Source organism: Micromonospora chokoriensis (assembly GCF_900091505.1).
Taxonomy (GTDB): Bacteria; Actinomycetota; Actinomycetes; order Mycobacteriales; family Micromonosporaceae; genus Micromonospora; species Micromonospora chokoriensis.
Map to the genome: position 1 here is coordinate 607,381 of NZ_LT607409.1, position 23,806 is coordinate 631,186.

Sequence of the window (23,806 nt, forward strand, 5' to 3'; positions counted from 1 at the left end):
CGGCCGGTGGCTGTCGGTCCGGCCCGGCGCGCGTCACTCCGCCGGTGGGGTGAACGACGAGGTACGGCTCATGCCGGCGGCCCGACCCTTCGCGGAGATGACGAGGGCCATCTTGCGGGACGCCTCGTCGATCATCTCGTCGCCGAGCATCACCGCGCCCAGCCTGCCACCGGCCTCGGAGGTGTAGTGCTCGTACGCGTCGAGGATCAACTCGGCGTGGTCGTAGTCGGCCTGCGCCGGCTGGTACACCTCGTTGGCGGCGTCGATCTGGCCCGGGTGCAGCACCCACTTGCCGTCGAAGCCCAGCGCCGCGGAACGCCTGGCCACCTCGCGGAACGCGTCCACGTCCCGGATCTGCAGGAACGGGCCGTCGATGGCCTGCTTGTCGTGCATCCGCGCCGCCATCAGGATCCGCATCAGGATGTAGTGGTACGGGTCGCCCGGGTAGTCCGGGATCAGGCCGCCGACCACCAGCGACCTCATGTTGATCGACGCCATGAAGTCGGCCGGGCCGAAGATGATCGTCTCCACGCGCGGCGAGGCGGCGGCGATCGCGTCCACGTTGACCAGTCCGGCGGCGTTCTCGATCTGCGCCTCGATGCCGATCCGACCGACCTCCAGGCCGATCGTCTTCTCGATCTGGGTGAGCGTCAGGTCCAGCCACTGCACCTGGGCGGCGGTCTGCACCTTCGGCAGCATGACGCAGTCCAGGTTCGCGCCGGCCCCCTCGACCACCTCGATGACGTCCCGGTAGGTCCACGGGGTGGTCAGGTCGTTGACCCGGACCACCCGGGTCTTGCCGGCCCAGTCACCCTCGTTGAGGGCGGCCACGATGTTCTTACGCGCGTCCGGCTTGGCCAGCGGGGCGACGGCGTCCTCCAGGTCGAGGAAGACCTGGTCGGCCGGGAGACCCTGGGCCTTGCCCAGCATCTTGACGCTGGAACCCGGGACGGCGAGGCAGGACCTGCGGGGGCGACCGACGACGGCCATGGATGCGCTCCTTCCAGCGTCCGGCGGGCATGCCGACGCCACCTGACGACAGATCCGAGACCTTAACGATCCCAAAGGGCGTTGTGACGCCACGGTAACCTCGCGCCATGACCGGGGTGAATGGACCTGTGGAAGATCTCACTGGGCGTCGGCTGGTGGTGGTGACCGGGGCCAGCTCCGGCATCGGGCTGGCGGCCGCCGTGGGGCTGGCCTGCCGAGGTGACCAGGTGGTGCTGGTCGGACGGGACCCGGCGCGACTCCAGGCCGCAGCGGAACGGGTACGCGAGAACTCCGGCGAGCGTCCGGAGTTGTTCCGGGCCGACTTCGCGATCCTCGACGACGTACGCCGGCTCGCCGAGCAGCTACGGACGACGTACGACCGGATCGACGTCCTCGCCAACAACGCCGGGGCTATCGCGTTGCAACCGCTGCGCACCGTCGACGGCTTCGAGATGTCCATCCAGGCCAACCACCTGGCTCCGTTCCTGCTGACCAATCTGCTCGCCGACCGGGTGAAGCGGGTCGTGGTGACCGCCTCCGGCGCTCACCGCTTCGGCGCGTTGGACCCGGACGACCTGAACGCGCCACTGCGCGGATACCGGCCGACGGGCGCGTACGGCACCAGCAAACAGGCGAACATCCTGTTCACCGTCGAGGCGGCCCGGCGCTGGCCGGGGATGTCCGTGTACAGCTTCCACCCCGGGGTGGTGCGTACCCGGTTCGGCAACGACAGCAGGTTGGTGGCGATCGGTATGCGGTTCATGCCGTTCCGCAGCCCGGAGAAGGGCGCCGAGACCCTGGTGTGGTTGGCCAACCAGGATCGTTCCCGGCTGGTCGACGGGGGCTACTACGTCGACCGTCGACTGCGTCGGCCGTACCGGAAGGCCGTGAACCCGCACCTCGCGGCCCGGCTCTGGGAGGCCAGCGCCAAGGCGGTGGGCATCGATGACTAGCGCCGTCGGGCTGGCCCTCGTCGCGATCGTGGACTTCGCCGCCAGTGCCGAGACGGCCGGACAGCGTTACGAGGACGCCGTGCTGGCCCTGCTCGAACGACACGGCGGTCACCTCGACCGGCGGTTGCACGGCACCGACGGCCGGGCCGAGGTGCACGTGATCCGCTTCGACTCCCGGGCCGGGTACGAGTCGTTCCTCGCCGACCCGGACCGGGCGGCCCTGCGGAGCGCGCTCGGTGCGGCCGCCCCGACCACCCGGGTCATCGAGGTGCACGAGCCCGTCGCCGGTCACGCCGGCGGCGCAGCCCCGACAGCACAGGCATAGCGACCAGGACCGCCAGGACGAACCCCGCCGCGAGCGCCCAGAACGGCGGCGGCCCGTAGTGGGGGCGGCCGGACTCGCGTACCGCCCCGCTGATCGCGAGGTCGGCGGCGACCGACAGGTCGGTGATGCCCTCCGGGGTCCGGAAGAGCACGTCCGGCGCTGTCGCGCCCCGACGGAGCACCACGAGTTCCACCGCCTCCGTGCCGACCTCGTGATACGGCCCCCACGCGATGTCGTGCTCCTCCGGGAGGTCCTCCGCCTCCGGCCCCGGCACGCCGACCAACGCGACCGCCTCGTCCACCGAGCGCCAACCGAGCAGTTGCACGAACGAGCGGGAGCGCAACGGCGGGAACGCCGCGCCGGCCAAGGAGGCGCCGTCGACAGTGGACCGCGTGGCCAGTGTCCAGGTGCGCCGGTAGGACGGCACCGGGCAGTCGGTGCAGGTGGACCGGTCCAGGACCGCCACCGACCGGCCGTCCGGCAACCAGGAGCCGGCACCGGCGAGCCGCCCGCCGGCCAGCGGCAGCTTCCGGTACGGCGCGGCGAGCCGATCCGCCCCCGCGTCGCCCACCCGGATCAGCCAGACCTCGTCGCGGACCTGGAGGGCCAGGTCACCGCCGTCCGGCGACAGCGCGGCAGTGCGCCCCGGCGGGATCCAGCCGGTGCCGACAGGCACCCGCAGCACGTCCGTCCCAAGATCCCGGTCGTAGACCCCGACGGACGGGGTGGAGTAGGTGTTCGGGGACGTGAACGTGGTGTCGGGGTCGGCGTAGACCAGGCGTTTCCCGTTCGGCGCGAAGGCGAGCGGGTAGCCGTCCGGACGGCCCGGGACCGTCTCGCCGGACGTCAGGTCGATGAGGGAACCGCCCATCCAGGCGTACCGGCCGTCCGGGGAGAGCAACGCCTCGAAACCCGCGACGGCCGGGTCGCCGTCCAGTACCCGGTAGCGGTCGTCGTCCGCCGCCACCACACCCATCCGGGTCTCGAACCAGTTGGTGCGCACCGCGGGACCACCGAAGAGCATCGCCGCCATGCCAGGCGCCGAGTGCCCCACCGAGGCGGTCCGCAGCGGCGGATCGACGAGCTTGGTCGGGAGGCCGGGGGTGTCGTGACGCGGGCCGGCCGGCAGCGACAGGGCCACCGGGTGCAGCGCGTACCCGGCGCCGAGGAGGAGGACCAGGACGGCGAGCGCGCCGGCGACGGCGGCCCGGCGACGACGGTGCCGGGTCCGCGCCGCGTCGAAGAGCCCGTCCGGTACGCGCGCGGGCGGCACGTCGGCGGCGAGGCGGCGCAGAGCCTCGGAGAGTCGGGCGGTCACCGGGTCACCTCCTGCGGGTCACGGCCGACGAGTTCGGACAACTCGGGGGCCAGGACGCGGAGCCGGCCGAGGGCGTGCCGGGTCTGACTCTTCACGGTGCCCACCCGGCAGCCGAGCAGTTCCGCCGTCTCGGTCTCGGTGCGGTCCTCGTAGTAGCGCAACACGAGGACCGCGCGCTGCCGCGCGGTCAGCCGGGCCAACGCCGTCCACAACACCAACCGGACCTCGGCGTCGTCACCCGGGTCGGGGCGTTCCGGCACCACGCCGTCCAGCCGCTCCGGTGGCCGGGCCCGCCGCCGGCGCCACCAACTGGCCGCCTGGGTGCACAGCACCCGACGCAGGTAGGCGCGCGGGTCCGCGACCCGCTCCCACCGCACGGCGACCCGGGCCAGTGCCACCTGGACCAGGTCCTCGGCATGGTGCCGGTCACCGGTCAACAGGTACGCGAGCCGGGTCAGCCCGGCGGTCTCGGCCCGGACGAAGTCGGCGAAGCTGTCCCGGGTGCGGTCCTCAGTCGTCAACGGATCGCCCTCCTCACCGGGATAGACGCGCGGCGGGCCCGTCTCGGAGGGAACCACCACCCGAATTCCTCGTGTCGTGCGATCAGTCGTCGAGCGGGGTCGGGTCGGTCGGCAGCGCGGTGGGTGCGGCGCGACGGCCACCGAGCACCACCACCGCCACACCGGCCAGCAGCAAGGCCATCCCCAGCAGCGCGTACGGGCGGGGAACCTGCCCCAGCCAGGCCCACCCGAGCAGCGCCGCGCCGGGCGCCTCCAGCAGGATCAGCACGCTCACCGTGGTCGCCGGGATCTTCTGCAGGGCATAGTTGAACATCGAGTGCCCGAGCAGTTGGGCGCCGACCACCAGGGCCAGGATGGCCAGCCAGGTGCGCCCGTCGAACCCGGTCAGCCGTACGCCACCGGCCAGGCACATGGCCAGCAGGATCAGCGCGCAGATCCCGTAGCAGATGGTGGTGTACGTGGTGGTGCTGATGCTGGTCCGGGCCCGTTCGCCGAAGGCGGTGTAGACGGCGGCGAACATGGCACCGGCCAGCGCCAGCACGTCGCCGAGGACGGCCCGGCCGGACACCCCCACGTCCACGCCGGTGGCGACCGCCGCCCCGCCGACCGCCACGGCGATGCCGATCCACACGATCCGGGGCAGTCGACGTCCCTGGGCGCGGGCGATCAGCCCCTGCCATACCGGCTGGGTGGCCACCAACGCGGTGGACGTGGCGACGGTGGTGAGCTGGGCGCTCGGCACCCAGGTGGCGAAGTGACCGGCCAGCGCCACCCCGGACAGGACGCAGAACAGCCCCTCCCGCCGGCCCACTCCGGTAGCCAGCCGACGGAACTCGGCACGGCGTCGGGCCAGCGAGAACGGGCCCAGTACGGCGACCGCCAGCAGGTTGCGCCAGAACGCGATGGCCAGCGCGGGCGCGGCGGCGTACGCGATCAGCGGCGCGGACGACGACACCGCGACCACGGCCAGGCCGACCGCGCCGGTGGTCAGCGGATCCAGTGACGGCCGGTGTGAAGGTGGGGGCACGGGACGTAATCCTCACACGTATGACGGACAGCACGGAGGGTCATCGCTCCGTTACGATCACGCGCGTCCGCGCCGGCGATCCGCTACCGCCCGGAGGCGCTCCCCCATGCCCACCTACCAGGCGGTGCTGTTCGACTTCTTCGGCACCCTGACCCACTCGGTGCAGCGCGGTGTCGCGCACGCCAGCACGGCCGAGCTGCTCGGCTGTCACGCCGACACGTTGACCGAGGTGTTGGACCGCACCTACTACGAACGGGCCACCGGCCTGCTCGGCAACGCGGAGGCGACCCTTCGCTGGGTGTGCGCCCAGGCCGGCGTACACCCCACTGACCATGCGGTACGGGCGGCCGTGGCGTCGCGACACCGGGCGGTTCGCGCGGACACCTGGCTCCGGGCCGACGCCGTGCCGGTGCTCGCGGCCCTGCGCCAGCGTGGCCTGCGCACCGGCGTGATCAGCGACTGTACGCACGAACTGCCGGCCTTCCTGCCGCAGCTCGCCGTCGCCCCCCTGCTCGACGTGCGGGTCTTCTCGGTGCAGGTCGGACGGTGCAAACCGGATCCGGCGCTCTACCTGACCGCCTGCCAGCGACTCGGGCTGACGCCCGGCGACTGCCTGTACGTCGGCGACGGTGGCAGCCAGGAGTTGACCGGCGCCGAGCGGGCCGGGATGACGGCCGTCCGCCTCGCCGCCCCGGACCTGTCCACGCACATGGTGTTCAACGCCGACCTGGACTGGCGTGGGCCGACGCTCGCCACCCTGGGCGAGGTGCTGGCCCTCGTCGACAGCGACGCCGAGGTGGTGGGGGTCGGCGGTCGGGCGGGTTGACGAGCCGATCAGCGACGACGGACCCGGTGCAGGCGGAACGGCTTGCGCGTGGCCCGGACCGCCGGGGTGGCCCGGGGTGGCTCGGCCTGCGCGTCGGCCGGCAGCTCCGTGCCGGCCAGCGGCGTTCCCGCCGGGGCGAGTCGGTTCACCGCGCACCCCTCGGCAGCCCAGCGGGCCACCAGGTCGGCGGTCGGCCCGGCCGCGTTGAGGCGCTTCGCCGCCACCAGCGGCGCGATGGTGTCCCACTCCTCGGTGCCCGGCCGCACCTGGCTCACCCTCGCCGGCCACGTGACGATCCGACCACCGTGATCGCCACGCAGGGAGACCTGCGCCTCGGTCGCGTCGGACAGACCCGGCGCCGCCTGCTCGCCCGGCCCGCTGACCACCAGGAGCGCGCCCTCGAGAGGGGCGCACCAGAGCGCGAGAGCCGGCCCGCCCGACACGCTCACCCAGGCCACCGCGGCCTTCTTCATCGCCTCGTCGACCAGCGGCGTCGACCCCTGCGTGTCGTCAGTCACCCTCGCATCCTCCCGCATCGGCGTCCGGGCTCAACCGACGAACGGCGGGACGGCGATCTCACCCCGGGCCACCGGCATGACCTGACCGGCGACCGTCGCGCCGACCGCCACACCGTTCGCCGCGGTGACCGTGCAGGCCAGGGCCGACGGTCGGTTCATCTCCACACCCTGACGGACCGCGTAACGGGACAGCCCATCGCCCGGCAGCAGGCCTGTCGCCACCAGCCACACACCCAGGCCGAGCGCCGCCGAGCCGGTCGCCGGGTCCTCCGGAATGCCGATGCCCGGCACGAAGACCCGGGCGTGCGCGGTTTGCGTCGCGCCGTCCCAGGAGAAGACGCTGACGTGCGAAACCCCGTACCGCTGCGCCGCGGCCGCGTTCACCGTGGCGCGGGCCACCGACTCCGGACGCACCGGCAGGTACGGGAACTCCAACCCACAGCCGGCGACGCGGGGCGCCGGGCCGACGTGGTCGTCCGCGGTCAGCCCGGCGATCTCCAGCAACGGCTCCGGATCCAGCTCCGGCCCGAGGGTCGGTGTGCCACCGGTCAACGTCGCACCGGAGGGGGTCACCTCGATCGGCAGCACCCCGGCGTGGCACTCCTGGGTGACCGACCCCACACCGAACATGCCCCGCCGGCTCGCGGTGACCGCCGCTCCGACACTCGGGTGCCCGGCGAACGGCAACTCCTCCACCGGAGTGAAGATTCGGGCCCGGTAGGTGACGCCGACCTGGGTCGGAGGCAGCACGAACACCGTCTCGGAGAGGTTGAACTCCAACGCGAGTGCCTGCATCTGCTCGGTGGCCAGCCCTTCCGCGCCGAACACCACGGCCAGCGGGTTGCCGGCGAAGGGGCGGTCGGTGAAGACGTCCACGATCTCGTAGGCCAAGGTCGACATGTTGATAAACACTAGGCGCTTAGGCTGGTGCCCGTGAGCACGCCGACCCGGGTCTACATCGCCCGTCTCGCCGGAGTCGCCGTCTTCGATCCGAACGGTGACCAGGTGGGCCGGGTGCGTGACGCCGTGGCGCGGCTCCGGGCGACGAAGCGACCGCCGGAGGTGGTGGGCCTGGTCGCCGAGATGCCGATGCGTCGTCGGATCTTCCTGTCCATCAACCGGATCACCTCCATCGACGCCGACGCCGTCGTGCTCGGCTCCGGCACCCTCAACCTCCGCCGGTTCGAGAAGCGCCCGAGCGAGCTGCTGGTGCTCCAGGAACTGCTGGACCGGCGGGTGCAACTCGACCCCGGCGGCCAGCCCGGCGCGGTCGTGGACGTCGCCATGGAGTGTTCCCGGGGCGGCGAGTGGTCACTGACCCGGGTCGCCGTCCGCGAGCACACCGGTCGACTCAGCCGCCGCGGTCACCTGCACCAGGTCGAGTGGGACCGGGTGCGCGGGCTCAGCGGCATCGCCGACAACCGGGGTACGGCGAACCTGCTCGCCGTCCTGGAGGACATGCGCCCCGCCGACCTGGCCAACGCCTTGCAGGACCTGCCCGACACGCGACGCAACGAGGTAGCGGCGGCGCTGGACGACGAGCGGCTGGCCGACGTGCTCAGCGAGCTACCGGAGCACGACCAGGTGGAGATCCTCGCCGCCCTCGACCGGGAACGGGCCGCCGACGTCCTGGAGGAGATGGACCCGGACGACGCCGCGGACCTGCTGAACGAACTGCCCCCACCGGAACAGGACGTCCTGCTCGACCTGATGGAACCGGACGAGGCCGACCCGGTGCGTCAACTGCTGAAGTACACGCCGGGCACGGCGGGCAGCGTGATGACCTCGGAGCCGGTCATCCTGCCGCCGGACGCCACCGTCGCCGAGGCGCTGGCCCGGATCCGGGAGCCGCAGCTCTCCCCCGCCGTCGCCGCGCAGGTCTTCGTAACCCGGGCACCGCAGAACACACCGACCGGCCGCTACCTGGGCATGGTGCACTTCCAGGCGCTGCTGCGCGAACCACCCGCCGACCTGCTCGGCAAGGTGGTGGTCAACGACATCGATCCGCTGCGCCCCACCACACCACTGCCGGAGATCACCCGTCGGATGGCCACCTACGACCTGGTCGCCATGCCGGTGATCGACCGGAACAACCGGCTGGTCGGCGCCGTGACGGTGGACGACGTGCTGGACCACTCGCTACCCCGGGACTGGCGGGACCGGGACGCCCTGCCCGCCCCGGGGTCCACCACCGACGCCGTGTTGGATGGCGCGGATGGCTGAGCAGCGGCGGACCGAACGGCTGGACCAGCCCCGCGAGCCCCGGGGCATCAAGCTGCCCCGCTTCGACGCCGAAGCGTTCGGCAGGTGGTCGGAGGGCATCGCCCGGGGCATGGGGACCGCGAACTTCATCGTCGTCATGACGGTGGTGATCACGATCTGGTTCCTCTGGAACACGTTGGCCCCGCCGAACCTGCGCTTCGACCCGTACACGTTCACGTTCTTGACCCTGGTGTTGTCGTTGCAGGCCAGCTACGCCGCGCCACTGATCCTGTTGGCCCAGAACCGGCAGGCCGACCGGGACCGGTTGGCAGCGGAGGAGGACCGGCGGCGAGCCACCGCGCAGAAGGCGGACACCGAGTACCTGGCTCGGGAGATCGCCGCGCTGCGCATCGCGTTAGGCGAGGTGGCGACCCGCGACTTCCTCCGCTCCGAGCTGGCCCGGCTGGCAGAGGAACTGGACGAGGTGGGGCAGCGCCGGCAGCGGCTGGAGCGCCGCCAACAGGAGCGGCGTGGGCAGCGGCCGACCGACGGGATCAGCCTGGACGAACCCCGCGACGACCTGGACGGCGACTTCGCCCACGACGCCCGTCCGGACGGCACCGGGCCCCGCCGGTCGGAGGGCTGACCGCCGGGCCATCGATTGGCTCACACCGCACCGGGCAGCGGCGGCAGGGGATGCCCCGCGACGTAGCATTGCGGGCATGTCAGCACCCGTGAGCACCGTCGAGGACGCGATCCAGGCCGCCCTGGCCACCGTCAACGACCCGGAGATCCGCCGGCCCATCACCGAGCTGGGCATGGTCCGCTCCGCCACGATCGCTGCCAGCGGCGTCGTACGCGTCGAGCTGCTGCTCACCGTCGCCGGATGCCCGCTCAAGGACAAGCTGCGCACGGACATCACCGCCGCCGTCGCCGCAGTGCCCGGCGTCACCGGCGTGGAGATCGACTTCGGGGTGATGACCCCGGAGCAGCGGCAGTCGTTGCAGTCCCAGCTGCGTGGCGGCGGCGCCACCGAGGAGCCGGTCATCCCGTTCGCCCAGCCCGGCTCGCGTACCCGGGTGTACGCGGTGGCCAGCGGCAAGGGTGGCGTCGGCAAGTCCAGCGTGACCGTCAACCTGGCAGCGGCGCTCGCCGCGCGCGGGCTCTCCGTCGGCGTGGTCGACGCCGACATCTACGGCCACTCGGTGCCCCGCATGCTCGGCGCGGACGGCCGTCCCACCCGCGTGGAAGACATGATCATGCCGCCGCAGTCGCACGGCGTGAAGGTCATCTCGATCGGCATGTTCACCGCCGGCAACGCCGCAGTGGTGTGGCGTGGTCCGATGCTGCACCGGGCGTTGCAGCAGTTCCTGGCCGACGTCTACTGGGGCGACCTGGACGTGCTCCTGCTGGACCTCCCCCCGGGCACGGGCGACGTGGCGATCTCGCTGGCCCAGTTGCTGCCCAACTCGGAGATCCTGGTGGTCACCACCCCGCAGGCCGCCGCCGCCGAGGTGGCGGAGCGGGCCGGTGCGATCGCCCTGCAGACCCACCAGCGCGTGGTCGGCGTCATCGAGAACATGTCCTGGCTGGAGCTGCCGGACGGCTCCCGGATGGAGATCTTCGGGGCCGGCGGTGGCACGGCCGTCGCCGAGTCGCTGAGCCGGACCATCGGTGCCCAGGTGCCGCTGCTCGGGCAGATCCCGCTGGACACCCGGGTCCGCGAGGCCGGCGACGCGGGCAACCCGATCGTGCTGGCCGAGCCGGAGTCCCCGGCCGCGCAGGCGCTCGGCACGATCGCCGACCGGCTCGCGGTACGCCGTGAGTCGCTGCTCGGCAAGCCGCTCGGCCTCAAGCCCGCCGGCCGCTGACCTCCGGCACCCCGCCAGCCCGTCGGCCACCGGCCGGCGGGCTGAGCCGTCTCTTGTGCGTGGCCCCGGGACCGTCTTTGTACGCGGCCCTCGGACCGTCTTTGTGCGCGGCCACCCTCGGGTCGTCCTTGTGCGCGGCACCTTGGACCGTCGCCAGGCCCTCGCGTCGCCAGGCCACCGGAACGCCAGGCCGCCGAAACGCCAGGCCGCCGAAACGCCAGGCCGCCGGAGTGACTGACTCGACCTTCAGGGTGTCGCGCGGCCCGCCGCTCCGGTTGGCACGCCGACTTGCCGGGCCCGGAGTCAACCCGGAGCAATCTTGGACAGTTTCCGTTCGCCGGTGACGGTAACTGTCCAAGATTGCTTCGTGAAGCCGAGTTGATCACGGTAGGACCGAGGCCGAACGGCACGGCGGGCCGCACCGGGGCCGCGCGGCGAGGCAAGACGGGGCGCGGCGCAGCGCGGCACAACAGAACGGGCGCGGCGCAGCGCGGCACAACAGAACGGGCGCGGCGCAGCGCGGCACGACAGCACGGGCGCGGCGCAGCGCGGCACAACAGAACGGGCGGGGCGCCGCGCGGCAGAACGGGCGCGGCGCGGCGCAGCAAGACGGGGTGCGGGGTGGCTGCCGGGTCTGCGTGGACCTGTCGTGTGCCGTGGCGGGACGGGCGATGCGGCAGGAGGGACGGGGTGGTACGGCGGGGTCGGTCAGGTGGCGTCGTCGTAGCTGGCGCGGGGGGCCGGCGCCGACGGGCTGCTGGTGGCCGTGCTGGACCGGGAACCGCCCGAACGCAGGTCCGCGGCGTTGGCCACGTCCTTCAGGTCGTCGTGCACGGTGCTGACGTCGGCACGGAGGTTGTCGTAGACGCCCTGCAACGGCTTGCGGATCGCCGCCTCGTCCTCCTCGCTGAGGAGGTGCTTGCGGATGAACGCCTTCGGGTGCAGGTCCTCCAACTGGATGTCGGTGCCCAGCTCGCGGCTCAGGTCGCCGGTGGCGTTGCGGGCCATGTTGCGCAGGTTGCGCACCAACCGCAGACCGTCGGTGATGACCGCGGGCAGCCGGTCGCCGAAGATCAGCAGCGCCAGGAGCAGCAGCGCTCCGATCTCCCACCAGTTCAGGTTGTCGAGCATCCCGTTGGCCCCCTCTCGGCGTCAGCAGCAAGACTACGCACGTCGGGCGGCCGTCGGGCAAGGGGTGAGCCGCTGTTCACTTGGCGTCCGCGGCGAGTCTCACCGACGTGTTCTGTCGGGCTGAGCCTCGCCGGAACTCGACGGTCACCACCGAGCCCGGCGCGTACTTGCGTACCAGGGCGGTCAGGTCGGTCGGCTCGGTCATCGGGCGCCCATTGATCTTGAGGATCACGTCGCCGACCTTCAACCCGGCGCCGTCCGCCGGGCCGGAGGGTTCCACCTCCGCCAGGCGTAGGCCGCCCCCGGCAACTCCGGCCGGGCCGTCCACCCGGGCGCCGATCACCGTACGCCGGGCCTTGCCGGTGCCGATGATGTCCTGGGTCACCCGCTTGGCCTGGTTGATTGGAATGGCGAAGGCGAGACCGATGTTGCCCGCCTCCTGCCCCTCGGCCACCAGGGACTTGATGGTGGAGTTCACTCCGACCACCCGCCCGGCACCGTCGACCAACGGGCCACCGGAGTTGCCGTGGTTGACCGCGGCGTCGGTCTGGATGGCCGCGTAGTAGCGCACCGGCCCGCCCGGCTCGCCCGCCTGCATCGTCCGGTCCAGGGCACTGACGATGCCGGCGGTGACCGTGTTGGCCAGCGACAACGGGGAACCCATGGCGAGCACCGGGTCGCCGACGGCCAACGCGTCCGAATCCCCGAACTCCACCGCGCGCAGCCCGGGACGACTCACCTTGATCACGGCGATGTCCGATTCCGGGTCCTGCCCGACGATGGTCGCCGGCGCGCTGCTGCCGTCGTTGAAGACCACCGAGGCCTTGCCGGTGCCGCCGGCCACCACGTGGTCGTTGGTGATCACATGGCCGTCGGCGGTGGCGATGAAGCCGGAGCCCTCGCTGGTCCCGCCGAGACTGCTGACCCGGACGGTGACAACGCTGGGCAGGACACGTTCGGCGACACCGGCCAGGGACTCCGGTTTGCGCTGGGCCAGCGCCGGCGGGTCTACCGGCGCACCGCCCAGGACCGCACCACCAGCACCGCCGCGAACCGCGAACGCGTAGCCCAGCGCGCCACCCAGGGTGCCGGCCAGAAGGGCGGTGATCACGGGAATGAGCAGCAGGTGACGCAGCGTCGGTCGGCCCGGCGCATCCGGATCGGTGACCGCCTCGGGTTCGATGCCGGCCACCACCGCCCCGGGCACCACCACCGCGGTCGGCGCGGCCGGGTCCCTCCACGGGTCGGCGAGCGCGTCCGACCACCAGGGCGACGCCCCGGCCGGGCCGGGCACCCCGCCCGCTGTCGGTGCCGGCCAACCCGACGCCGACCCGGCACTGGGCACGCCGCCCGGCGGATGACCCGGTGCCGGCCAACCCGACGCCGACCCGGCATTGGGCACGCCGCCCGGCGGATGACCCGGTGCCGGCCAACCCGACGACGGCGCACCGACCACCGGCGGGTGCCCCGGCGCCGGCCCGCCCGGCGGCACGGTGGACGCGTTGCCCGCCTCCGGCGTGGTCGGCGGCCCGGCCGGAGAGTTCCCCGCCCCGGGCGGTCGCGCCGGAGTCTCACCGCCCCGGCGCCAGTCCCAGCCGTCGGTCACGTCGGTGCCTCCCAGTCCGTCCCCGGATCCCGCGCCGCGTCGCCCGGCCACGGGCCGGTTCGGTCGCGGCTGACGGGATACCGCCTCCAGGATTGCACGGATGTACGCGGTGGAGTCACCGGTTGCCCCGGCGATCGCGACAGGCGGAGGCGCGGCTGCGCTCCACGACGGTCGCCTCTACGCTCAGAGTGCCAACCCGCCCCCGCACCACGCACCGCCCCCGGAGGTGCCCCATCGCCACGGTCGCCGGTTCCGGCAGTTCGACGGCCCAGGCTCAGCAGTTCGCCGAGTCGTACGTCACGGAGGACCTCGTTCTGCGCACCGCCCGCAGCCTGGCTCGGGAGGTGGGCCTCGATGCGGTCACCCCCGGTGCGGGCGCGGCACTGCGGCTGCTGGCGGCCGCCGGCAACGCGCGCGCCGTGGTCGAGATCGGCACCGGCACGGGGGTGAGCGGGGTCTGGTTGCTGCGCGGCATGCGCGCGGACGGGGTGCTCACCACCATCGACGTGGAGGTGGAGCACCAGCGGATCGCCCGGCGGATCTTCGCCGAGGCGGGCTTCGCCGCGGGCCGCACGCGCATCATCACCGGTCGCGCGCTCGACGTGCTGCCCCGGCTCGCCGACGGTGCGTACGACCTGGTGTTCGTGGACGCGGAGGCGACCGGCTTCCACGCCTGTGTGGAGGCGGCGTTGCGGCTGCTGAGGCCGGGTGGCGTGCTCGCGCTCAACGGTGTGCTCGCCGGCGGCCGGATCGGTGACCCGGCCGCTCGGGACGCGGAGACGGTGACGGTCCGCGAGACCATCAAGGCGGTCCGGGAGTCGGAGCACTGGATTCCCGCGCTGCTTCCGGTCGGGCACGGGCTGCTCGCCGCCGTGAAGTGCTGAGCGCCGGCCTGGTCAGTCGACGCTGGCCAGCCAGCGCAGCAGCCACCGGACGCCCCAGCCGGTCGCGCCTCGGCTGACCTCGGCCTGGTCGCCGTCGGCCCAGGACGGGGCCGACATGTCCAGGTGCAGCCACCGGTCCCGTAGTTCGCCGGTGAACTCGCGCAGGTAGAGCGCTGCCAGCACCGAACCGGCACCCTGCGCCGGGGCGCTGTAGAGGTCGGCGATCTCGCTGCCCAGGTATTCCACGTAGTCGTTGTGCAGGGGCATCCGCCACGCCGACTCACCGGCGGCCTCGGCGGCGGCCAGCACGTCCGCGGCCAGTTGGTCGTTCTCGCTGTACAGCGCGCCGGTGCGCTTGCCCAGGGCCACGGCGTTGGCGCCGGTGAGCGTGGCGAGGTCGAGCAGCAGGTCCGGCTTGAGCTGCTGCACCGCGTACGCCAGCGCGTCGGCGAGGACCAGGCGGCCCTCGGCGTCGGAGTTGGTCGTCTCGCTCGTCGTGCCGCCGTAGTGCCGGATGACGTCGCCGGGCCGGAACGCCGCGCCGCTGACCATGTTCTCGGCGAGCGGGGCCAATGTGGTGACCCGCACCGGCAGCCGCATCTCGGCGGCTCCCAGGGTGGCGGCGACGACTGCGGCCGCGCCCGCCATGTCCTTGCGCATCAGCTTCATCGCCGGCACTGGCTTGATCGAGATGCCGCCGGTGTCGAAGGTGATGCCCTTGCCGACCAACACCACGTGGGTGCGTGCGTTGGCCGGGTGCCAGTCCAGCTCGACGAGCCGGGGGCCGCTGGCCGAGCCTCCACCGACGGCGAGGATGCCACCGAAGCCCTCGGCGGCGAGTTCGGCGGGCCCACGGACCCGCAGTCGCAGGTCCGGAAGGTCGGCTGCGGCGGCGGCCACCTGGTCGGCGAACCACTGCGGGTTCTTGACCGAGGACGGGGTGTTGGTCAGGTCACGGGCGAGATGGGTCATCGCCGCGGTGGTCCGGGCGGTGGCGATGGTGGTCTCGAACGCGGTCGGGTCGGCGAGCAGGAGGTCGACGCCGTCGAGCGTCGGTGCGGTGCCGGCCTCGGTCAAGCGGAACCGGTACGGGGCGAGCAGCAGTCCCTCGGTGAACCCGCGGACTGCGGCCGGAGTCACCTCGACCGGCAGCGCGATGGTGATATGCGTCTCATCCGTGGCGGCGCGGGCCAGTGCGGCGCCGGCCGTCCGCCAGGCCGCCTCGCCACCGTCGCCGACGCCGAGCAGGAGCATCCGGCCGGGGGTACGCCCGGGGCGCACCTGCGTGTGGATCTCGCCGGCCCGGCCGGTCAGTCGGGCCGCCGGCACCAGTGCGGCGGCCTCGTCGGCCGTGCCGTCCGGAGGCGTCACCGCGGTCGGGACGAGTTCGGCCGAATCGGCGGCACGGACGGGCAGGACGAGGACGTCGAGCCGGTCGGGCTCGGCGATCAGACGGATGGCGAGCACGCGGGACCGTACCTCCAGGAGAGTTTCGCGGAGCGGAGCCGAACCCGCCTGCCCGCACCGATGAAGACCCTGAGCCACCGGCGGTACCGGTGGCCCAGGGTCAGAAAGAACGCTCCGGGCGGCCTGCGCCGCCCGGACCACTCCTTACTCAGCCGGCCGCTGCCTTCAGCGCGTCACCAAGCGCGTTGGCCTCGTCGGGAGTCATCTCGACGACGAGCCGGCCACCGCCCTCCAGCGGGACCCGCATGACGATGCCCCGACCCTCCTTGGTGACTTCCAGCGGACCGTCGCCCGTCCGCGGCTTCATCGCCGCCATGTTGTCTCCCCTCAGACCTACACCAGGGTCGGTGGGTTGCCCCACAGCCACTTCGTCACGACCACCCGCAACGGTCACGGGGGCGTCGACCAACGATTTTCCCTGATGAACACCGCCGGACCCAAACCGGAGCAGCATTGATGTAACAGCATCTAGCTTATCTTGAGAAGGCCTGTCACAATGTGCGGTCATGCAGGCACGGTCGGCACTCTTCGACCTGTACGGCGACCACCTCCGTCCGAGGGGTGGCCGGGCACCGGTCGCTGCCCTGGTCAAGCTACTGGCACCGCTGGGAATCGCGCCGCCCGCCGTTCGCACCGCCGTGTCGCGGATGGTGCGTCAGGGCTGGCTCGAGCCCCTCCGGTTGGTCTCCGGACCGGGATATTCGATCACACCGAAAGCAGCCCGACGACTCGACGAGGCGGCGGCTCGGATCTACCGGACCGGCCGGGTCACCTGGGACGGCCGGTTCGATCTGCTGGTGTTGGAGGCCCCCGGCTCCCGACGGGACCGGCAGCGGCTCGCCTCCAATCTGAGCTTCCTCGGCTACGGCACCCTCGACGAGCAGACCTGGGTCGCCACCCGTCCCGCCGAGGACGTGGACCTGCTCCTCGCCGAGGCCGGTATCCGGTTCGAGCGGTTCACCGCCGCGCACCACTCGGGCACCCCCGGCGCGATGGGCGTGGTCAGACGCGCGTGGAACCTGGCCGAGATCGGTCGCGCCTACGAGCAGTTCGTCGCCGACCAGCGCCCACTGCTCGCGGCGGTCACCGTGCGCAGCAGCGACGAGGAGGCGTACGCGACGCGGTTCCGACTCGTGCACGCGTGGCGTACGTTCCTCTTCCGGGACCCGCAACTGCCCCCGGCGCTGCTGCCCGAGCGCTGGCCCGGCACCGCCGCGGCCAGCTTCTTCGACCGGCACGCGGCACGTCTGCGTCCGGCCGCCGACCGGTACGTCGAACAGTGCCTCGACGCCGGCAACCGCCTCGTACGACAGAAGGGTCGTTAGACACGTGACCGAGCCGCTGCTGGTCGACCGGACCGACGCCGTCGTGACCCTCACGCTGAACCGGCCGAACGCCATGAACGCGCTCGACGTGGCGCTCAAGGAGGCGTTGCGCGACACTCTGGCGCAGTTGGAGACCGACCGGTCCTGCCGCGCGGTGGTGCTGGCCGGGGCGGGCGGGTCGTTCAGCGCCGGTCAGGACCTGCGCGAACACGTGGACACCCTGGAAAGTTCCGCGAGCGACCCTCTGGCCACCGTGCGGGCGCACTACAACCCGATCGCCGCCCGGCTGGCCAACCTGCCCAAACCGGTGATCGCCGCGGTCCGTGGGATGGCCGCCGGGGCCGGCGCGTCGCTGGCGTTCCTGGCCGACATCCGCATCGGCGGCCCGACCACCAGTTTCCTGATGGCCTTCGCCAAGGTCGGCCTCGCCGCCGACACCGGCGCCTCGTGGACGCTGCCCCGACTGGTCGGCCACGCCAAGGCGGTGGAGCTGCTGATGCTGGCCGAGCCGGTCCGCGCCGAGGAGGCCTGCCGGCTCGGGCTGCTCAACCGGCTGACGGACGACGACGAGCAGGTGCTGCCGGCAGCTCAGGAGTTGGCCGCCCGCCTCGCCGCCGGCCCCACCGTCGCGTACGGGGCGATCAAGCGGCAGCTCTCCATCGCCGACGCCGGCACCCTCGCCGACGCCCTCGCGGCCGAGGCACAGGCCCAGTCGATCTGCGGTGCCACCGCCGACCACCGGGCGTCCACGCTCGCCTTCGTCAGTAAGCAGAAACCGGTCTTCGAGGGGCGCTGAACCCGATTCGGACGCCGCCCTTACCGTCCTCGAACACGGGCCGCCTAACGTCGGCCGGCATGAGCGATCGTGAAGCGGTGGCGCACCTGCTGCGCCGGGCCACCTTCGGGCCGACCGCAGACGAGGTGGACGCGGCCGAACGGGCGGGGCCGGCGGCGACGCTGGACCGCCTGCTCGACCCTGGGCGAGCCGATCAGGGCGCGGCGGCCACCCCGCCGCCGACGCTGGCCGCCGACCCGTACGCCACGCTGACCAAGGAGTCCACCCGGGAGCAGCGGCAGCAGGCCAACGCCGAGCGCCGTGAGCAGGTCCAGCAGGTCACCGCGTGGTGGTTGGACCGGATGGTGGCCGCCGAGGACGGGCTGACCGAGAAGCTGCTCTTCTTCTGGCACGGGCACTGGGCGACCAGCGCCCAGAAGGTCAAGTCCGCGCGGACGATGCTGGGCCAGCTGGACACCCTTCGTCGCCACGGGCGAGGGCCGCTGGGCCCGCTGGTCGCCGCGATGGTGCGCGACCCCGCCCTGATCATCTGGCTGGACGGGCAGAAGAACACCCGCAAGGCACCGAACGAGAACCTGGCCCGCGAGCTGATGGAGCTGTTCACCCTCGGCATCGGCACCTACACCGAGGCGGACGTGAAGGCCGGCGCGCGGGCCCTGACCGGCTGGGTGGTCGACCGGCGGACCGGCGCGGCCCGCTTCGAGGCGAAGCGACACGACCCCGGCGACAAGACCATCCTCGGGCAGACCGGCCGGTTCGACGCCGCGGCGTACGCCGCTCTGCTGGCCGCCCAACCCGCGGCGGCGACGTTCGTGGCCGGGCGGCTCTGGTTCCGCTATGCCGGCACCGACGTGCCGGCACCGGACGGCCTGGCCGGTGCGGACACCGTGGCGACACTGCGTGCGATCTTCTCCGCGCCGGCCTTCGGGCAGACCCGGGGCACGCTGGTCAAGCAGCCGGTCGAGTGGCTGGTGGGTGCGCTCCGGCAGCTCGGCATCCGCCCGAAGGAGCTGCCCGAGCAGCAGCGCAAGCAACTGATGAGTGGGCTGAACGCGCTGGACCAGGTGCCGTTGCGACCGCCGAGCGTGGGCGGCTGGCCGTCCGGGGCGGCCTGGCTTACCACCTCGTCGTTGCAGGCCCGGTTGCGCACCGCCGGGCTGCTCGCCGCCGCGACGGCGCCGCCGGTGCTGGCCCGGTTGACCGCCGCACCGACCGCCGGTCGCCCGGACGCGCTGGCCCGGCTGCTGGTGGTCGACGGGTGGGGCCCACGCACCCGGGCCGCTCTCACGCCGCTGGCCGGCGAGCCCCGCAAACTGCTGGCCGCCGGTCTGGTCAGCCCCGAATACACAGTCAGCTGAGCGGAGGAGTCGACATGGACACGGTGACCCGACGCAGGTTCCTGCTGACCAGTGGCGTGGTCGGCGCGGGCGCGCTGGCCGCCGGGGCCGGCGCGTACACCCTGCGGGACCTGTTGGACACCAGCGGGGACCGCGATCCGCAGGCCCGCACGCTGGTGCTGGTGACCCTCTACGGCGGCAACGACGGGCTCAACACGGTCATCCCGTACGCCGACCCGGCCTACCGGACGGCCCGCCCCGAGCTGGCGTACCCGGACGGAGAGGTGCGGCGGTTGGACGACGGCTTCGGTCTCAACCCGGCCCTAAAGGGTCTGCACCAGCGCTGGTCGAAGGGTGGGCTGGCGATCGTGCGCGGGGTCGGCTACCCGAAGCCGGACCGCAGCCACTTCCGGTCGATGGACATCTGGCACACCGCGCAGCCGGACCGGCCGGGCAACACCGGGTGGCTGGGCCGGTGGCTGGACCGGGCCGGTGGCGACCCCCGGCTGGCGGTCTCCTTCGAGCCCGTGCTGCCACCGTTGCTGGCCGGGGCGCAGAGCGCCGGTGCCTCCGTGCCGGTGACCGAACGCAAGGCCGCCAAGGGGCTGCCCGCCGAGACGCTGACCGCCCTCGCCGCCGCCGAGGCGGGTGAGTCGGCGGCCCGCAGCCGCGCCGCCGCCTGCTTCGCCGACCTACGGTCGGTCGACGAGATGATCCGTCAGGTCCGCGACGCGTCCGACCCGGACACGGCGGACCCGGACGGCGAGCAGGCCCCGGCTACGGCGACCGGCGGGGCACGGACGCCGTTGGACGCCCAACTGGACCTGGTCGCGCAGTGCGTCGAGGCGGGAGTGTCCACCCGGGCCTTCTCGGTGTCATTGGGTGGCTTCGACACGCACGCCGACGAGAAGCAGTTGCAGGCCGTCCTGCTGGGTCAGCTGGACCGGGCGTTGACCGGCTTCGCCGACCGGATGAGTCGCACCGAGGCCGGGCGGAAGGTGGTGGTGGCTGTCTACTCCGAGTTCGGCCGCCGCGTCCGGGCCAACGCCTCCGACGGCACCGACCACGGGACCGCCTCGGACGTGCTGCTGCTCGGCGCGGGCGTACGCGGCGGCTGGCACGGGGCACCGCCGAACCTCACCGACCTCGACGACGGCGACCTGAAGTTCACCACCGACTTCCGGGACGTCTACGCCACGTTGCTGGAACGCGTGCTGGACGCCGACCCGGGCCCGGTCCTCGCCGACTGGAAGGGCCGACTGGACAAGCTCTTCTAGTCGTCCTCTTCCGGGTCCTGGTTGGCCTCCGCGCCCAGCACGAACGCCTGCATGGCCAGCTCGTCGCCGGCCGGTGACACGAAGGCCGGCAGCTCACGCGGGCCCAGCTCCTGCACGTAGGACCAGAACAGGCGGACCGCCTCGGCCGGCGAGCCGGCCTCGATCGGCAGGTCGAGGCTGACCAGCCAGGTGCGCCGGGCCGGCGGCGGCCCGAGCTGGTCGGCCAGTGCCCGGAAGGCCGCCGGCTCCAGTGGGCTGACCGGCCCGTCGAGGGCCAGCAGGTCGGCCGGCACCGGCTCGTCGAAGGCCCGACGGGTGTACGCCACGACGAGCGCCCCCGGCTCGACGTCGGACTGCGGGTCGTCCGGGTCCTCCCGGTGACGGTGACCCGTGGCGGTGACCCGGCCGAGGGCCACCAGCCGGGGCGGAGCGTCGACCAGCACGGCCACCTGGTCCCCCGGGCCCGGCCCGGAGACGTCGGCCAGGCCGGTCAGCTCCAACGTGTCGTGGTGCACGAGCCGCTCGGCTTCGTACCGCTCGGCGGGCAGGAGCACGGCCCAGGTGCCCACCCCGTCGGCTCGGCCGGAGCCGTCGGCCCGGTGCGCGGTCTCGGTCGTCATGCCTGCCATCCCATCATGTCGCCGGTGGGAGGGTGACGTGACAGCCGACGATGTGATCGTCGACCATGCCGGTCGCCTGCATCAGGGCGTACGCCGTGGTCGGCCCGACGAACCGGAAGCCGCGCTTCTTGAGGGCCTTGGCCATCGCCGTCGACTCGGCGGTGATCGGCGCGAGCTCGGCGAACGAGGCGGGGCGGGTCGGCCGGCGCTCCGGCGCGAAGGACCAGAGCAGCGCGGACAGCCCTTCGGGCAGCTCCAGGGCGGCGCGGGCGTTGGCGATCGCCGCCTCGATCTTGGCCCGGTTGCGGACGATGCCGGCGTCGGCGAGCAGCCGGGTCACGTCGGCGTCGTCGTATTCGGCGACGGTCGGGATGTGGAACTCGTCGAAGGCCAGCCGGAACGCCGGACGTTTCCGCAGGATGGTCAACCAGGACAGCCCGGACTGGAACGCCTCCAGCGTCATCCGCTCGTAGAGCGCGTCGTCGCCGTGCAGCGGCCGGCCCCACTCGGTGTCGTGGTAGACGGCGTAGTCCGGGGTGCTCGACCCCCACGCGCAGCGAGCCAGCCCGTCGACACCGATCACCAGGTCCGTCACCTCGTACACGCTAGGGCACGGCACCGACACCCCACTGCCGCCTGCCGCCCATGGCGCTTGCCGGCGGCCGGTGGGTCAGGGCAGCCGGCCCTGCTCGACGAGACGGGCGAACCTCTTCAGCGCCTGGGTGAGACCGATCTTGGAACCCGGCCAGAGCAGCGGCCAGGCCACCCGACCGGCCCGACCACCGGGCAGGTGGAACCATTCGTGCCAGACCACCTGGGTGCGGGCGCGACCCAGCTGGGTGCAGCGCAGCACCCCGGGGCCGCGCAGCAACTGACCATGGTGCACCACGCCGATCTCGTACGGTTCGTCGACGCGTACCACTCGCATCTCGTCGCGCAGCGTGGCCCGGCCGAGCGCGGTCACCGCCTCGATCCGGCTGCCCTCACGCCCGTTGCCCTCCACCACCCGCACCCGGGTGAACGGAATCCAGTCGGACTGGCGTTCCCAGGCGAGCAACGCGGCGAAGACCTGCTCCGCCGGGGCGTCGACGATCACCGTTGCGGTCACCTCACCGGCGCCGGGTTGGGCCGCCTCCCGAAGATCGTCAACGTCTCCGGGGTCGGTCACGCCGTCTCCGACCGGACCACCGCGTCTCGCTGCCCGGCGCCGTCGGCCGGCGCTGCGTCGGTCTGCCCACGATCGGCCGGGTCACCGCCGGTGGGTGCCACGGCCGGCGCCACGCCGTCGGAATCCGCCGGGGACGCTGTGGCGGCGGGCAGCTCCGCCGCGCCGGCCGATCCGACCGGTGCCGAGCCGGAGCCGGCGTCGCCGTCCAGCGGCGCGTCCGCGCCCGGCCGCGGTGCCGCGTCGGCGTCCGTCACCCGGCTGGCGGACTGCTCGCGGGCCTGCCGCAGCGCGTCCGCGTCCTCGATGCGCCCCTCACGCAACGCGATGACCTCCGACTCCAGTACGCCGATCAGCTCGGACTTGTAGCCGATGTCGTAGGCGGCGCGGCGCAACGCCTGATCGACCTGCGCCATCCGGTACCCGCGCAACCCGGTGTCGAAACGGACCGCCCCCACGTCGGATTCGCGCAGCGGTCGCGTGCCGGGCAACGCCACGGCCTGCGAATCCGGTTCGACGGCCACCAAGCCGGGATCACGGCCGCTGACCAGCACCGTCACGCCGAAGACGACCGCCGCGACAGTCAGTGCCACGACCAGGAGGAGCAGAAGCTGACCCATGCACTGATCGTGGCACGGCAGACGGCCGGGAGCGACCCCGCCACCCGTCCCGATCATGATCTGTGCCGACGCCCGCCCACAGTTCCCCTCCGACGACCGACTAGCGTCGGGTTCGGCCGCCGCGGGCGACGGCGCGGACTCTCAGGAGGCGGGCATGGCGGGGGCGCTTCGACTGGGTGGGCGCACGTTCGCCCCCGGCGAGCTGGTCGTGATGGCGATCGTCAACCGCACACCCGACTCGTTCTTCGACCGGGGCGCCACCTTCGCCGCCGACACCGCGCTGCGCGCGGTCGAGCGGGCCGTGGACGAGGGTGCGGCCATCATCGACATCGGCGGCGTCAAGGCCGGCCCCGGCGACGACGTCGACGTCGCCGAGGAGATCCGACGCACCGTGGACACCATCGCCGCCGTCCGGGCCGCGTTTCCGGACGTGGTGATCTCCATCGACACCTGGCGCGCCGAGGTGGCGACGGAGGCCGTGGCCGCCGGCGCCGACCTGCTCAACGACACCTGGTCGGGCGCCGACCCGGCGCTGGCCCGGGTGGCCGCGCGGACCGGCGCGGGGCTGGTCTGCTCGCATGCCGGCGGCCTGGTCCCGCGGACCCGGCCGCACCGGGCGGCCTTCGACGACGTGGTCGCCGACGTGGTCGCGACGGTGACCGGGCTCGCCGAGCGCGCTGTCGCGGAGGGGGTACGCCCCGACGGGATCCTCGTCGACCCGGCACACGACTTCGGCAAGAACACCCGGCACTCCCTGGAGATCACCCGCCGGTTGGACGAGTTGACCGCGACCGGCTGGCCGGTGCTGGTGGCGCTCTCCAACAAGGACTTCGTCGGTGAGACGTTGGACCTGCCGGTGGCCGAACGCCTGGAGGGGACGCTCGCCGCGACGGCGGTGTCGGCCTGGCTGGGCGCTCGGGTCTTCCGGGCCCACCAGGTCGGCCCGACCCGTCGGGTGCTGGACATGGTGGCCTCGATCCGGGGTGACCGCCCGCCGGCGACGACCCGCCGGGGCCTGGCCTGACTG

26 protein-coding genes are annotated in these 23,806 nt (G+C 72.9%); 12 read left to right on the plus strand and 14 right to left on the minus strand.

The window, feature by feature from the left end:
- Window positions 1-33: 33 nt before the first annotated feature.
- The gene (locus GA0070612_RS02800) at window positions 34-990 is read right to left on the minus strand and encodes an HpcH/HpaI aldolase/citrate lyase family protein (RefSeq protein ID WP_088986489.1); all 957 of its coding nucleotides are present in this window, start codon (window positions 988-990) and stop codon (window positions 34-36) included.
- A 128-nt stretch (window positions 991-1,118) separates the two neighbouring features.
- On the opposite strand from GA0070612_RS02800, the gene GA0070612_RS02805 reads away from it, so the two are divergent.
- Window positions 1,119-1,943 carry an SDR family NAD(P)-dependent oxidoreductase gene (locus GA0070612_RS02805; protein ID WP_088986490.1) on the plus strand — a complete coding sequence of 275 codons (825 nt, stop codon included), beginning with the start codon at window positions 1,119-1,121 and terminating at the stop codon, window positions 1,941-1,943.
- Window positions 1,936-2,268, plus strand: coding sequence for a DUF1330 domain-containing protein (locus GA0070612_RS02810; protein WP_088986491.1), 333 nt, complete (start codon window positions 1,936-1,938; stop codon window positions 2,266-2,268). The genes GA0070612_RS02805 and GA0070612_RS02810 overlap by 8 nt, the downstream gene beginning before the upstream one ends.
- Here GA0070612_RS02810 and GA0070612_RS02815 read toward each other — a convergent pair.
- The 3 genes from GA0070612_RS02815 to GA0070612_RS02825 form a co-directional block, all read right to left on the minus strand.
- Entirely contained in the window at window positions 2,204-3,586 is a 1,383-nt protein-coding gene (locus tag GA0070612_RS02815) for a WD40 repeat domain-containing protein (RefSeq protein ID WP_088986492.1), read from the minus strand. The two genes, GA0070612_RS02810 and GA0070612_RS02815, sit on opposite strands and share 65 nt — an antisense overlap.
- Window positions 3,583-4,107: a SigE family RNA polymerase sigma factor gene (locus tag GA0070612_RS02820; RefSeq protein ID WP_088991229.1), complete on the minus strand. Its 525-nt coding sequence runs from the start codon at window positions 4,105-4,107 to the stop codon at window positions 3,583-3,585. Before GA0070612_RS02820 ends, GA0070612_RS02815 begins: the two co-directional genes overlap by 4 nt.
- An 82-nt stretch (window positions 4,108-4,189) precedes the next feature.
- Window positions 4,190-5,134 carry a DMT family transporter gene (locus tag GA0070612_RS02825; RefSeq protein ID WP_088986493.1) on the minus strand — a complete coding sequence of 315 codons (945 nt, stop codon included), beginning with the start codon at window positions 5,132-5,134 and terminating at the stop codon, window positions 4,190-4,192.
- Between the two features lie 106 nt (window positions 5,135-5,240).
- Between GA0070612_RS02825 and GA0070612_RS02830 the strand changes: the two genes are divergently transcribed.
- Entirely contained in the window at window positions 5,241-5,960 is a 720-nt protein-coding gene (locus GA0070612_RS02830) for an HAD family hydrolase (protein WP_088986494.1), read from the plus strand.
- A gap of 8 nt (window positions 5,961-5,968) precedes the next feature.
- Here GA0070612_RS02830 and GA0070612_RS02835 read toward each other — a convergent pair whose 3' ends face one another.
- Together GA0070612_RS02835 and GA0070612_RS02840 are read right to left on the minus strand one after the other, a co-directional pair.
- Window positions 5,969-6,496 carry a hypothetical protein gene (locus GA0070612_RS02835; protein ID WP_197699299.1) on the minus strand — a complete coding sequence of 176 codons (528 nt, stop codon included), beginning with the start codon at window positions 6,494-6,496 and terminating at the stop codon, window positions 5,969-5,971.
- 12 nt (window positions 6,497-6,508) lie between these two features.
- Entirely contained in the window at window positions 6,509-7,378 is an 870-nt protein-coding gene (locus GA0070612_RS02840) for a PhzF family phenazine biosynthesis protein (protein ID WP_088986496.1), read from the minus strand.
- Between the two features lie 33 nt (window positions 7,379-7,411).
- On the opposite strand from GA0070612_RS02840, the gene GA0070612_RS02845 reads away from it, so the two are divergent.
- From GA0070612_RS02845 to GA0070612_RS02855, 3 genes are all read left to right on the plus strand, one after another.
- Window positions 7,412-8,701 (plus strand): magnesium transporter MgtE N-terminal domain-containing protein, encoded by a 1,290-nt coding sequence (locus GA0070612_RS02845; protein WP_088986497.1) that lies wholly within the window; start codon window positions 7,412-7,414, stop codon window positions 8,699-8,701.
- The gene (locus tag GA0070612_RS02850; protein ID WP_088991230.1) at window positions 8,694-9,326 is read left to right on the plus strand and encodes a DUF1003 domain-containing protein; all 633 of its coding nucleotides are present in this window, start codon (window positions 8,694-8,696) and stop codon (window positions 9,324-9,326) included. Before GA0070612_RS02845 ends, GA0070612_RS02850 begins: the two co-directional genes overlap by 8 nt.
- Window positions 9,327-9,402: 76 nt before the next feature.
- Window positions 9,403-10,551, plus strand: a complete 1,149-nt coding sequence (locus GA0070612_RS02855; RefSeq protein WP_088986498.1) for an Mrp/NBP35 family ATP-binding protein — start codon at window positions 9,403-9,405, stop codon at window positions 10,549-10,551.
- Window positions 10,552-11,259: 708 nt separating this feature from the next.
- Here the strand turns inward: GA0070612_RS02855 and GA0070612_RS02860 are convergent.
- Both GA0070612_RS02860 and GA0070612_RS02865 read right to left on the minus strand, forming a co-directional pair.
- Window positions 11,260-11,682, minus strand: a complete 423-nt coding sequence (locus GA0070612_RS02860; RefSeq protein ID WP_088986499.1) for a Sec-independent protein translocase family protein — start codon at window positions 11,680-11,682, stop codon at window positions 11,260-11,262.
- Window positions 11,683-11,758: 76 nt separating this feature from the next.
- Complete coding sequence (locus GA0070612_RS02865; protein WP_088991231.1) at window positions 11,759-13,084, minus strand: S1C family serine protease; 1,326 nt, start codon at window positions 13,082-13,084, stop codon at window positions 11,759-11,761.
- Between the two features lie 518 nt (window positions 13,085-13,602).
- Between GA0070612_RS02865 and GA0070612_RS02870 the strand changes: the two genes are divergently transcribed.
- Window positions 13,603-14,172 (plus strand): O-methyltransferase, encoded by a 570-nt coding sequence (locus GA0070612_RS02870; protein WP_088991232.1) that lies wholly within the window; start codon window positions 13,603-13,605, stop codon window positions 14,170-14,172.
- Between the two features lie 12 nt (window positions 14,173-14,184).
- Here GA0070612_RS02870 and GA0070612_RS02875 read toward each other — a convergent pair whose 3' ends face one another.
- On the minus strand, window positions 14,185-15,639 hold the full coding sequence (locus tag GA0070612_RS02875) for a leucyl aminopeptidase family protein (RefSeq protein WP_088986500.1): 1,455 nt from the start codon (window positions 15,637-15,639) through the stop codon (window positions 14,185-14,187).
- 148 nt (window positions 15,640-15,787) lie between these two features.
- Window positions 15,788-15,955, minus strand: coding sequence for a DUF3117 domain-containing protein (locus tag GA0070612_RS02880; protein ID WP_007455245.1), 168 nt, complete (start codon window positions 15,953-15,955; stop codon window positions 15,788-15,790).
- Between the two features lie 190 nt (window positions 15,956-16,145).
- Here GA0070612_RS02880 and GA0070612_RS02885 point away from each other — a divergent pair, with 190 nt between their 5' ends.
- From GA0070612_RS02885 to GA0070612_RS02900, 4 genes are read left to right on the plus strand one after another with little or no spacing between them, the layout of a single operon-like run.
- Window positions 16,146-16,964 (plus strand): PaaX family transcriptional regulator, encoded by an 819-nt coding sequence (locus GA0070612_RS02885; protein WP_088986501.1) that lies wholly within the window; start codon window positions 16,146-16,148, stop codon window positions 16,962-16,964.
- 4 nt (window positions 16,965-16,968) lie between these two features.
- Entirely contained in the window at window positions 16,969-17,760 is a 792-nt protein-coding gene (locus tag GA0070612_RS02890; protein WP_088986502.1) for an enoyl-CoA hydratase-related protein, read from the plus strand.
- A gap of 59 nt (window positions 17,761-17,819) precedes the next feature.
- Complete coding sequence (locus GA0070612_RS02895) at window positions 17,820-19,118, plus strand: DUF1800 domain-containing protein (protein WP_088986503.1); 1,299 nt, start codon at window positions 17,820-17,822, stop codon at window positions 19,116-19,118.
- 14 nt (window positions 19,119-19,132) lie between these two features.
- Complete coding sequence (locus tag GA0070612_RS02900; protein ID WP_088986504.1) at window positions 19,133-20,374, plus strand: DUF1501 domain-containing protein; 1,242 nt, start codon at window positions 19,133-19,135, stop codon at window positions 20,372-20,374.
- Here the strand turns inward: GA0070612_RS02900 and GA0070612_RS02905 are convergent.
- The 4 genes from GA0070612_RS02905 to GA0070612_RS02920 all read right to left on the minus strand — a co-directional run bounded on the left by GA0070612_RS02905 (window position 20,371) and on the right by GA0070612_RS02920 (window position 22,779).
- Complete coding sequence (locus GA0070612_RS02905) at window positions 20,371-20,994, minus strand: hypothetical protein (RefSeq protein WP_088986505.1); 624 nt, start codon at window positions 20,992-20,994, stop codon at window positions 20,371-20,373. The genes GA0070612_RS02900 and GA0070612_RS02905 overlap by 4 nt on opposite strands.
- A 13-nt stretch (window positions 20,995-21,007) precedes the next feature.
- A complete protein-coding gene (locus GA0070612_RS02910) occupies window positions 21,008-21,589 on the minus strand; it encodes a DNA-3-methyladenine glycosylase I (RefSeq protein WP_088991233.1) in 582 nt (193 codons plus the stop codon).
- A gap of 75 nt (window positions 21,590-21,664) precedes the next feature.
- A complete protein-coding gene (locus tag GA0070612_RS02915; protein WP_088986506.1) occupies window positions 21,665-22,162 on the minus strand; it encodes an SRPBCC family protein in 498 nt (165 codons plus the stop codon).
- Complete coding sequence (locus GA0070612_RS02920) at window positions 22,159-22,779, minus strand: DivIVA domain-containing protein (RefSeq protein ID WP_088986507.1); 621 nt, start codon at window positions 22,777-22,779, stop codon at window positions 22,159-22,161. The genes GA0070612_RS02915 and GA0070612_RS02920 overlap by 4 nt, the downstream gene beginning before the upstream one ends.
- Before the next feature lie 154 nt (window positions 22,780-22,933).
- On the opposite strand from GA0070612_RS02920, the gene folP reads away from it, so the two are divergent.
- A complete protein-coding gene (folP, locus tag GA0070612_RS02925; RefSeq protein WP_088991234.1) occupies window positions 22,934-23,803 on the plus strand; it encodes a dihydropteroate synthase in 870 nt (289 codons plus the stop codon).
- The last annotated feature ends 3 nt before the right edge of the window (window positions 23,804-23,806 follow it).